An 11,046-nucleotide genomic window follows, 5' to 3' on the forward strand; every position below is an offset into this window, starting at 1 on the left:
ATTCTTGAATAAACTTTACAACAGAATCCTTTTTCCATTTGTATAAAACTATTTTATGATAAACAGGATCAAATAATGGATTTGAATAAAAGACGGCTTCCTTTTCAACTTGTCCTTCTATATTAATCCCTTGTTTTTGAAACCCTTCAATGAGATGATTGGTAACATATATATTATCATTTTTATGATATTTTTTATCTTGTAAAAAATATGAATATGTGTAAAACCGTTTATGTTCATACGGCACTTGTAAATATTCCATAACCCTCGTCTCTTCCCAAGTGTATACAATAAACGGCTCTTGTTTCCCCTCCAAATATGACGCGAGTTGATATGTTGCCGGTACCTCCACTTGTTGTTCTTTCATGAGTGGTATACTCACCATAAGTTGACTGGTTGCAAACAAAAGCAATATAATACCACGATGTCTTTTTAACCATGAAATAGCAAGTACGCATAGTAACATCGCTACAACCGGATAAGAGTGACGAGGTTTATCAATATTTTGTCCAAATAAATTCCAAAGAAAATAGAAAATTCCAAGAGCAATCAAAACCTTTGGATAGCAACGTATGTTTTTCCATTGTAAAACAAACAGAAACAAAAAGAACAAAAAGAAAGCTACCAAATAATAAGAGTGGATACCTATTCCTGCAAAGATGATGTTTTCAGAAAGCAAACGATAGAGGCGTGAAATAAGTGGTTCACTCGTATCTGTAACTGCTCCACCCCATTCGGTAAAATGTCCTTCTACAAATCCAAAAGAAATTTCCCACAACCCGGTGATTCCACCAATATTCCAAATAAGAGCACTGACCCAAACTAGTTGCGAAAGGACAGCTGTACAAAATAAGATTATAAATCGCCATTTTTCTTCATGCCATTGTTGCCATAATAATAAAATAAGTACAATTCCAAACGATGCATAAGATAACCTTATACCCATTAATAGCGCAAAGAAGAGAATTGGCCAGAATTGAGCTTGAAAACACTTTGTACGAAAGGCACGCTCTATACTCCATATATACCACCATACGATTGCTAATGCTGCACCTTCTGACATAGGCTGCGTTACTAAAATAGAGAAATACCCGCTCGTTTGTAAGACAGCTACAACAATAAGAGCGCTCGTTTTACCTACATAATAACGTGCAATCCAATACATCGGAAACGCTGCGCCGAGTGCCATGATGGCATTAAAAACGCCTAACGATTGCACAGGATTTTCTATAAAAACATGCGTTATCATTCCCCCTAAAATAAAAAAAGGATACCCTGGGAAATGGGGCTGCATCGCCAATATGTCATATTGCTTTAATGCAAGTGTAAAATCGACTTCGTCCCACGTTGCTGCAAACGGACTTGCGTAGAAAAAACGAATACAAATCACACTAATAACAAGGATAACTGCCCATATACGTAGTACTTGTTTCATCTCATTTCCTTTCTTCAAAAAAAGTACAAGGAAAATACCTTGTACTTTAACTAACTGACTTATTCTCTTCAATTATTTCTTTCTTTTTTTTAACAGGCTTTTTAAAGACAATTAACATATACAACACAACAAAATATCCGATATACACAAGTACTTCTTCAATAGATGGCATCGAGGAATATCCTAAAAATGCTTTTAAGAAAATGCCGATATCACCAGAAAGAAGTGGTGCAGTACCATGATCGCGAAGATAATGAGCATAATCAATAGGATGCTCTGGTAGTAGCCATGTAATATCATATACGTGCGGCATTACGCTGCCAAGTATCTTTAAATCTTGAAGCATAGAAACACCTTGTACCAGAAGTCCTGCTGCAATTAATACGATAAATGCACCTGTTACTTTAAAGAATACTTTGAGTGAAATACGCATCGTTCCTTTAAAGAATAAGAAGCTAACAACTGCTGCAACGAGTAGACCAGATATAGCTCCCCAGCCTTTCATCGCTTCCCCGATGTTTCCTCCTGTAATCGCTGCAAAGAAAAAAACTGTTTCTACACCTTCTCGAAGTACAACAAGAAAAGAATGCACGACCATTCCAATTATATTTCCAGCCGTAATATACTGATTCATTTTATTTTCCATATTGGCTGTCATATTCTTACTATGTTCCGCCATCCAAAATACCATTTGTGTAAGTAAAATGGCTGAAACGAAAATAATGGATATTTTTAAATACATTTCGCTACCCATAGCAGCAAAACCAGTAAATACAACTTGAAAGACTAGGGCGACAATATAACTTGCTACAACCGCAAGCCCTGCTCCTAACCAAACATATTTTACATACTGTTTACTATCTGTGCGCTTTAAGTACGTTGTAATAATCCCAACGATAAGCAACGCTTCTAATACTTCACGAAATGTAATAAGAAATGCCTGAAGTTGCATTGCTCTTCCCCCTCACCCTTACTTGCGTTTTCTTACAGCATATACAATGACCCCAACAAGTATAAGTACGATAACTACAATCGGCGCCCAGTTTTTCAAGCTGCTTAAATCTGTCCACTCTGTTTTTTCAGAAGCTGCTTTATCTTCTTGACTATTCGCACTAAAGTGCCCTACTTTAAAATCTTTAATTTTAAATTCTTTTTGTAAACCTGTTAAAATAGCATCTTTACTTTTCTTGAAAGCATCTTGATTTGCTTCTTTTTGACCTACTCCAAATAACCCTGGGTTTCCTAATGATTCTAAAGCTTTATTAAATTCATCCTTTAGCTTTGTATCCAGCTCTTTATTACGCTCACCAATAACAGGAGATAACGCTTCATATGTAGCAAATGCTTTAGCTAATAGACGTTTGCTTGTATCATAGTCTTTAAATTTTTCATCAACATTTGTTAAACGACGGTTAATATTGAGCGCAAGAATTTTTTGCATATCAGCAATAATATCTTCTTTATTTTGTTTATCAAAGTCCTTCATCATTGCTTTAGAGGGTTCTTTTCCCATATGCTGATCAATTTCTTCTTGTACATTTTCATATGCTTTTTTAGCTTCTTTAAAGTTTGCCGGATTTTCATCTAACTTGGTAACCATCTGTTTATATGCTTCAGCTACTTTTTCTTCGTTCGGATTTCCATACGAATAAGCAAATGCACTTGTTTGCACAGAGAATAGTAAGAAAATACCAACAAATAATGATGTAATGATTCTTTTCATGAACGTTCCTCCCGAGGTTAATGATTATTATTGTCAAGATAAAAACCGCTCGCTACGAGCACCTCTTATCTTCTGTTAATACATGGGCAGCATAGTCAATCGTAACTTTCTCTACTGGACACTTCATTTCTTTCCAAATTGCCGGAAGCACACGCGTCATATACTTACGAAAAGATATGAAAGAATCGCCTGTTTCTCTTACTTTATACGTAATCGGTACTTCTTGTACTCGAAAGCCTTTTCGTACTAAATTCAAAGTAATAACTTGGGCATAGTTATAATCATGAATAATTTCCCCATGCTCCATCGCTTGTCTAGAAAAAGCACGCATACCTGATTGCCCATCGCGAATCCACTTTCGCAATAACAAACATTGCAGCGTCGTAAAGCAATAATTACCAAGACGTCGATGTAATCTCATTCCTTGAATGGTTCCCCGAAAACGAGAACCCATCGTATAATCTGCTTCTCCAGTAAAGATAGGTTCAAGTACATTCGGAATTTCATTAGCTGGGTACTCATCATCAGCATCAATCATTACACTAATGTCAGCCCCAAGACGATAGCTCTCCTGCAAACCTGCTCGAACGGCTGCACCAAGTCCTCCGTTTTTTGCAAATGAAACGATGTGATCAGCCCCGGCCTTTTTTGCAACATCTACCGTTCTATCAGTTGAGCCATCATCGATAACAAGTACTTCTACCTTTACACTTGGATGAAAATGGCGTGGTACCTTTTGAATGACATGTGCAATAGAATCCTCTTCATTTAATGCGGGTATAAAAACAATTACTTTCATTCTTTTTCCTGCTCCTTTAGTGCCTCTACTAAGACAGGACCACGACTATGAGATGGATACGGCGCTCCTAATAAATAAGCAATTGTAGGGGCCATAGAAACAAGACTCTTCTTTTCTTCTACTTTTATACCTTGAGCGATATGAGGGCCGCACATAAAGAATGGTACAAACCGTTCTCCTTCGTCTAAATGACCATGACCACCAATCCCATCTGCTTGTCCATGATCTGCACAAATGATAAATGTCGTATTTTCTGCTTTTCCTGTTTTCTCTAAATGCTCAATAAATTGCTTCACATGCTGATCTGCTTCATGAATTTTTTGTAAATATTCATCATATAGTACGCCGCGGCTATGACCTGTTTGATCTGTAGAAATAAGCTGGACGATAAATAGATCTGGATCTTGTTCATCCATAATTTTTCTTGCTTTCTCCATAATTTTCGAGTCAACAACATCATTTTTCATCACAGCAGTAAATGTTTCCACATCATCGCCAAACGCGTCGACAAGATGAGCAACCGCCAACATCTTCCCTGTTTTATCCACTTTACGAAGAGAATCAAAAATACTCTCTACGTTCACTCCATGCTTCCAAACCATATTCGATTTAATTCCATGCTCAAAAGAATACGTTCCTGTAAACATAGATGAGAAACATACAACTGTACGAGCTGGATATACAGTTTCCATATTTAAAAACTCTGTCCCTTGTTTTCGAAGGGAATCTAAGTACGGTGTATGTGCTGCCTCAAAACGATCTTTTCGCATACCATCTATCACAATCACAACTACTTTTTCATTTAATGCCTCTTGATTTTCAGGCATGTTTTCTGTATAGCTAGAAATTGCCTTTGGCTGCCAATCAAATAAATTACGGTGTAAAATAAGCGTATATATAAGAAGAGCACCATAAAATATACACAGCACTTTCCAATCTACACCGTTAAATGTACCGCCTTCTTGAAAGAAATCGTAATAGTAATACCAAAGCGAAAGTAATAGTAAGAACTTTGGCATCTGTTCTTGTGCATTCCCACTTGTAGAATCACTATTTTTTAAAACTAGCTTCCAAAATCGTGTGAAGTTCAACCATGATGTACCAATTCGTAAATGATAATATAAAGTTCCCCAAAATAAAATTGTAAAGAAGAAATATAATCCTAATGCAAAAAAGAATAATGGCAAATGGACCATCTTAAATACAATTAAATATGCAATAAACGGAAACCATAAATAATTTCTTAAAAACAATGGAAAATCAAACAAATAATATAAAACAAGTAAAGGTACAATGAGGACAAAACTACTAAAAAATGCTGAAATAAAACCATTTTGTCCAAACTGCGAGATAGAAAACAATAAAAATGTACCGAATACAAAAATAGGCGTAAACGGTTTTCCTTCATTCAGTAAGTTCCAGCAGCGGGCTGCAACTTTTTCAAACTTTGATGCTTTTTTTACTTCTTCCACCGGATGTTTTCCCCCTTCTGACTGACTAGTGAACGCAACTCCATTGGGTATAAGACGAGCAGGATTGCACCCACACCGTAAGAAAATATAAATTTAAAACCGTGACTCATTAATGACCATTCATATGCTGCCACTTCCCCTACTCCAAGCGCCCTTAGCGCAAACGTCATTACCGTTTCATATGTCCCAAGACCGCCTGGTGTTAATTGAAATACTTGTCCTGCTATGGTCATACTATTTACCCAAACCGCCTGTATGAATGTAAGTGAACTCGCAATCTCATAAATTACAAAAGCCTCGCAAATCCAGCTCATTACAATTAGTAATATAATGATAACGCCTTGTATTGTAAACAAAACGGCCTTTAATTGCTCCCATTGCCCCTCTACAAATTGCGGTACTTTTTTATACAAAAGAAACAACGCCCCACTTCCAATACATATACAAGCGAGGATAACGGGAACATTCAGTAAAACATTCCCCCACAGTATAAACATCCCTACTGTTCCAAATACACCAAGAATAAGTAAATCTAATATACGAAGAATAACAACTGATTGTGTCGCTTCTCCTAACGTCACTTTCTTTTCTTTTGTAATGATCGCAATGCGAACAGCATCCCCTACTTTCAATGGAGAAACATGATTAATAAACAAGCTATAAAACAATCCATATAAAGCCTCTTTCATTGTAATATGATGATGAAGATACAATTTCCAAGCGTATGCACGAAAGAAAAATGCACCGCCATACATCACAATAAGAAACATTAAGGTATAAGGATGTTTCCATAATTCATATAGTTTTCCCCACAAAGAAGACATTTCAAATGACTGCCACGATATAACAAAAAAAACACATAACAAGAAAATACTACAAAGATTAAACAGTATCCGGATATTCTTTCGCCCAAGCAATAGTCTGCTCCAACCCTTCTGCAAATGATACACGAGGTTCATATCCCAGCTGATTTTTCGCCTTCGAAATATCAGCCCACGTCGATGTTACATCTCCTTGACGATGCGCCTCTCTATTTACGCGCATAAGCGGGAAGTGCTTCTCTAACTGTGCAAGCAATTCAGTCATTAAAATTGGTGCATTCGAACCTAGATTGTAGACATCGCTTCTATTCGACTCTAACGCAAGAGCAATCCCTTCTGTAATATCATCAATGTATGTGTAATCTCTTCCTGTTCCCTTTCCATATACAACAATTTCTTCACCACGTAATAATTTTCGAATAAAGCTCGCTATCGCCATATCAGGGCGCCCCCACGGACCATATACAGTAAAGAATCGTAAAATATTCATTTGGAATCCATACATATATTGATAAGCATGGCAAAGTGACTCTGCCCCGTATTTCGATGCTGCATAAGGAGATAAGACACGGCCATTTGCCATTTCCTCCTTCAAAGGCATTCCTGTTTGCTCACCATACACAGAAGAAGAGGATGCCAGAATGACTTTCTTTACATTTTCTTCTCCTGCGCATGTTAATACGTTACTTGTCCCTTTTATATTAATATCAATATAAGCACCTGGCATTTCAAGTGATGGTCTCACACCTGGAAATCCAGCTAAATGAATAACTGCATCAACCTTCTCTTGCTGCATAACAGCTTTCACATCTTCTTTATGTAAAATATCACACTCGTAAAATGGTACATTTCCATACCGCTGCACTCGTTCAAGCTGAAACTGTTTTCGTGATTTCGCATAATAGGAGTGGAAATTATCCAGTAGTACAACTTGCTTTCCTTGTTCTAACAACTTTAAAGCAAGATGACTCCCGATAAAACCAGCCCCTCCAGTAATTAATACTTTCATTCATTTCACCACCCTTTACCACACTATGTAAAAGAAGAAACCTTGTCAAGACAAGGTTTCTTCAAAAAGGCATACGTATGAGCAGATTATTTCGCTGCTTCAACAGCTTTATTTAACGCACCCTCAAGTTGTGGTAACAATTTATCAGCATCTTCTTTCTTCTTCGCTTTTACTGCTTCTAAATAAGACTGTGCTGTTTTTGTTAACTCGACCGTTTGCTGTTCGCCAAGTACTGCTTTCAAATCATTTTCAATGATATTAATGAACAACGCGCCTTCTAATGCTGTAATAGGACCTTTATCTTTTCCAAAGTTCTCTTGGCTTTCTTTATACTCACCTAATGCAACTTTTGAGAATCCACGTACAAACGCTTGATTTACTGCTTTTGCATCAACTGTTTTTATATCAGTTTTTAAATCAAACTGCTTTAAGATAAAGTCTGCATCTTCAGGAGCTGCTTTTTTGATATACGGATAGATCGCTTGATAAAATGCCCATCCTTCTGCTTGTTCAATCTTCGCTGTCTTCTCATCAGTTTTTGCTGCTTCTACCATTTTTGTAGCATAGCCATGTGGAACTCCACCTGTCGCTAGGTAGAATGTTTTCATTATCGTTTTATCTACAACTTGCTTACCAAGTGCAAATGCAAGTTTGTCGTCTTTATCAATGGCTGCTTGCATTTCATCAAAGCCGCCTTTAATTTGAGAAGCCATTTGTGTACCATATGCTGTATCGCGTTTTCCAACTGTACCTTCTACGCCCTTATAAAACGCAAGTGCTTCATCCATTTCTTTTTTCACAACATCTTTTTTGCCCCAGTTTGTATCAATTTCTTTAAAATCATGGCGCATCGATTGGAAAAACTCTTTTTGCATTAATTTATCAAATAGTTGCTTTACAACCATTGGTTCCATTTCTTTCTTTTTTCCTGCTTCTAATGCAGCTGTAATTGTTTGGTCGATTTGTTCACTGAATTCACCGTCACGCTTTTGAACAAGTGATTGTAATTTTTCTTTATATAGCTTTGTTACTTTATCGAAGTCAACCTCTTTGCCATCTTTCGCTTTTTCAAGTTCAGCTATCCCATCTTTGTAAGCTTGTACAAAGTCAGCTTCTTGTTGTTTTGTTTCTTCTTTTTTCACTGTCTGTTCTGTCTTTTTATTTTGTGCTTCCGATGCTTTTGTTTCCTCTTTTGCACAACCCGTAAAAAGAAGAGATGTTACCGCAGCTGCAGATAATACTTTTAACTTGAATGTCATGAATTACTTCCCCCTGCTACCCCTAAGTGATAGTGATTTTCATTATTGTCAAATTGATTATAAAAGCGCTTACGTTAAGTGTCAACATAAATATTTCAGAAGTTGTCATATTTTCGTTTGGTAATTTCAACCAATACAAAAACCCTAATAAAAAGACATCTGATCTTTTTTTAAAAGCTACGAAAATATAGGTTTTTTGTTTGGATTTTGACTTAAAAATCTGGAACTACCATAACCGTTCAGGTTATGATAATTTTTAGTTATGGAACCAAATATACTGAAACGTATTTTCTTTAATAGACATAATCATTAGGAACAATTTATAATCAAATATGGTATAAAAATTCAGTAAATCTCTTTGGAATGAATTTTAAAATTCATACGATTTGGATACCTTAAAGATGAATTTAAATTGTTTGGATGTGAAGGTTGTCATCAAGTTCGAAAAAAATCTTATCGTTGTAAACGGCGATTTTGTATAACCTCTTCTGTAGGAAAATGTGATAAAACAGAGAATATTCCGTATTCTGTTGTGAGAGGATTTGATGTGATTAATATAGGCGATTGGACTATTCCACCTATCTTTTCCTGTGAACAATATAGTGGAGATATGTACCCAGAAGATTACACAGGAGTATTGCTAGGACTACGTACAAACTATCAAATATTCGCTAAATCAAAAAGCTTTTACCTAATCATCTCTTCTCATTTCTGGTACGAGTAGATCTTTTCATATGTCACCAATTGAACTTATCCACCAATATTAAACTAAAGACTAGCACTAATTTCAGAAGGGTGATCATTTTATGGATATATGTATTATAGGCTCTGGCTATGTTGGACTAACATCAGCAGTAGTATTAGCCGATTTAGGACATCATGTTAGCTGTGTTGATAAAGATCAAAATAAAATTAACGCTCTCCAAAAAGGAGAGTATCCTATCTATGAACCAGGTTTAACAGAACTTATGCACAAACATCAAAAACGGTTACAATTCCGTAGTGATGTTGATCAAGTTATTCAACAAACACCAGTTATTCTTATTGCTGTAGGAACTCCTTCCATGTCTAATGGAAAAACAGATTTAACATATATTTACTCTGTTATCGATATGTTAGCTCAAACTATAAAATCATATAAAACCATTATCACGAAAAGTACGGTTCCACCAGGTACCAATCAACTCATGCGGGAAATGCTTATAAAAAAAGGTGTAGAATCCTCACTTTTTAATATCGTTTCTAATCCAGAGTTTCTTCGCGAAGGCTCTGCTGTTCATGACATGCTCTTTCCAGATAGAACAGTCGTGGGCATACAAAAAGATGACACAAAGTCACTAGAAATTATGCAAGCACTATATAAAGGTATTCAAGCACCGTTCTTTCCTACAAGTTTAAATGAGGCGGAAATGATTAAATATGCATCTAATGCGTTTTTGGCTACGAAAATATCTTTTATAAATGAAATTGCTAGAATTTGTGACGCTTATCACATTGATATTACTGAAGTAGCAAAAGGAGTTGGGTATGACTTTCGAATCAATCCCCATTTTCTTCAAGCAGGACTTGGTTATGGAGGATCCTGTTTTCCAAAAGATTTGAATTCATTAATTTACACAGCAAATAGTAAACAAGTACCAGTCCCTATTTTACAAGCTGTACAATCTATCAATTCGACACAAGTAGATCTCTATATTGAAAAAATCAAAAACAATTTAAAAAATCCTTCTTCAAATAGATTAACAATTTTAGGGATTTCCTTTAAACCAAATACAGATGATACACGCTACTCTCTCTCTGTAACACTTATTGAAAAATTAATTCCACTCGGTTACGAAATTCACGCCTATGATCCAATAGCCCTTCTCCCTTCTCATATGAAAAAACAAGTTACACAACATACTGAACTGGAACCTTCTATTACAAATTCGGATTGTATAATTATTGCCACAGAATGGGACGAATTTAAAACACTTGATTGGCAACAAGTAAAAAGATTAATGCGCGGATGCAAAATCGTTGATGGCCGCAATTGTATTAAACAAAATGAAATAGTAAAACACGGTTTACAATATATTGGGATTGGTCACCGATAAATACTTCGTAGGAAATGGGAGTTCTGGATAACCAGAACTCCCATTTCCCAATATAGTTCTGCTCTTTTGTTTTTCTTCTTCCAAATTTGATAGATAAGTTTTTCCCCTCCATGAACCCATCGCATAATGGTTGTTGGCTGAACCGAGATGCTACCTTCCTTCAGAATTTCAGATACATCACAATAACTAAAAAAACAACAATAGTAGTCAACAGCTATCAATACAATATCTTTCTCAAATTGTTTCCTTTAAAATATTTCAGTATTTATGTAATTAAATTCCATTAACCTATATAAATAACTAGTCCAAAAAAATATATATGCATATCATGTTATAGTAAAGAATTTAGGAAATCCTAAAAAGGAGGCATTTTCATGTTTGAAGATAAATCTAAAATAAATTACCCATATGAATTTACCGAAACTACAACAG

9 protein-coding genes and 1 pseudogene are annotated in these 11,046 nt (G+C 35.8%); 1 reads left to right on the forward strand and 9 read right to left on the reverse strand.

Annotated features, from left to right (window positions below):
* From V7038_RS23415 to V7038_RS23450, 8 genes are all read right to left on the reverse strand, one after another.
* On the reverse strand, positions 1 to 1,435 hold a 1,435-nt coding region (locus V7038_RS23415), incomplete at its 3' end, for a hypothetical protein (RefSeq protein ID WP_335695692.1).
* Positions 1,436 to 1,481: 46 nt separating this feature from the next.
* Positions 1,482 to 2,387, reverse strand: a complete 906-nt coding sequence (locus tag V7038_RS23420; protein WP_033731173.1) for an FTR1 family iron permease — start codon at positions 2,385 to 2,387, stop codon at positions 1,482 to 1,484.
* A gap of 18 nt (positions 2,388 to 2,405) precedes the next feature.
* Complete coding sequence (locus tag V7038_RS23425) at positions 2,406 to 3,158, reverse strand: hypothetical protein (RefSeq protein WP_335695693.1); 753 nt, start codon at positions 3,156 to 3,158, stop codon at positions 2,406 to 2,408.
* Positions 3,159 to 3,210: 52 nt separating this feature from the next.
* Positions 3,211 to 3,957 carry a glycosyltransferase family 2 protein gene (locus V7038_RS23430; RefSeq protein ID WP_335695694.1) on the reverse strand — a complete coding sequence of 249 codons (747 nt, stop codon included), beginning with the start codon at positions 3,955 to 3,957 and terminating at the stop codon, positions 3,211 to 3,213.
* Positions 3,954 to 5,429 carry an alkaline phosphatase family protein gene (locus tag V7038_RS23435; RefSeq protein ID WP_335695695.1) on the reverse strand — a complete coding sequence of 492 codons (1,476 nt, stop codon included), beginning with the start codon at positions 5,427 to 5,429 and terminating at the stop codon, positions 3,954 to 3,956. The genes V7038_RS23430 and V7038_RS23435 overlap by 4 nt, the downstream gene beginning before the upstream one ends.
* The gene (locus tag V7038_RS23440) at positions 5,417 to 6,346 is read right to left on the reverse strand and encodes a lysylphosphatidylglycerol synthase transmembrane domain-containing protein (RefSeq protein WP_335695696.1); all 930 of its coding nucleotides are present in this window, start codon (positions 6,344 to 6,346) and stop codon (positions 5,417 to 5,419) included. Before V7038_RS23440 ends, V7038_RS23435 begins: the two co-directional genes overlap by 13 nt.
* On the reverse strand, positions 6,312 to 7,259 hold the full coding sequence (locus tag V7038_RS23445) for an SDR family NAD(P)-dependent oxidoreductase (RefSeq protein ID WP_335695697.1): 948 nt from the start codon (positions 7,257 to 7,259) through the stop codon (positions 6,312 to 6,314). The genes V7038_RS23440 and V7038_RS23445 overlap by 35 nt, the downstream gene beginning before the upstream one ends.
* Positions 7,260 to 7,345: 86 nt before the next feature.
* Positions 7,346 to 8,518 carry a hypothetical protein gene (locus tag V7038_RS23450; RefSeq protein ID WP_335695698.1) on the reverse strand — a complete coding sequence of 391 codons (1,173 nt, stop codon included), beginning with the start codon at positions 8,516 to 8,518 and terminating at the stop codon, positions 7,346 to 7,348.
* An 806-nt stretch (positions 8,519 to 9,324) separates the two neighbouring features.
* Between V7038_RS23450 and V7038_RS23455 the strand changes: the two genes are divergently transcribed.
* Positions 9,325 to 10,614 (forward strand): UDP-glucose dehydrogenase family protein, encoded by a 1,290-nt coding sequence (locus V7038_RS23455; RefSeq protein WP_335695699.1) that lies wholly within the window; start codon positions 9,325 to 9,327, stop codon positions 10,612 to 10,614.
* On the opposite strand, the pseudogene V7038_RS23460 reads toward V7038_RS23455, so the two are convergent.
* Positions 10,608 to 10,841: pseudogene (locus V7038_RS23460) on the reverse strand (IS6 family transposase); the annotation flags it as partial. The gene V7038_RS23455 and the pseudogene V7038_RS23460 overlap by 7 nt on opposite strands.
* Positions 10,842 to 11,046: the final 205 nt, after the last annotated feature.

Source organism: Bacillus sp. JJ783 (assembly GCF_036963225.1).
GTDB classification, from domain to species: domain Bacteria; phylum Bacillota; class Bacilli; order Bacillales; family Bacillaceae_G; genus Bacillus_A; species Bacillus_A cereus_U.

Excerpts from the sequence above, each read along its gene's own strand:
- V7038_RS23420 (WP_033731173.1), bottom strand. The coding sequence starts at position 2,387 with ATGCAACTTCAGGCATTTCTTATTACATTTCGTGAAGTATTAGAAGCG.
- V7038_RS23430 (WP_335695694.1), bottom strand. The coding sequence starts at position 3,957 with ATGAAAGTAATTGTTTTTATACCCGCATTAAATGAAGAGGATTCTATT.
- V7038_RS23445 (WP_335695697.1), bottom strand. The coding sequence starts at position 7,259 with ATGAAAGTATTAATTACTGGAGGGGCTGGTTTTATCGGGAGTCATCTT.
- V7038_RS23450 (WP_335695698.1), bottom strand. The coding sequence starts at position 8,518 with ATGACATTCAAGTTAAAAGTATTATCTGCAGCTGCGGTAACATCTCTT.
- V7038_RS23455 (WP_335695699.1), top strand. The coding sequence starts at position 9,325 with ATGGATATATGTATTATAGGCTCTGGCTATGTTGGACTAACATCAGCA.
- V7038_RS23425 (WP_335695693.1), bottom strand. The coding sequence starts at position 3,158 with ATGAAAAGAATCATTACATCATTATTTGTTGGTATTTTCTTACTATTC.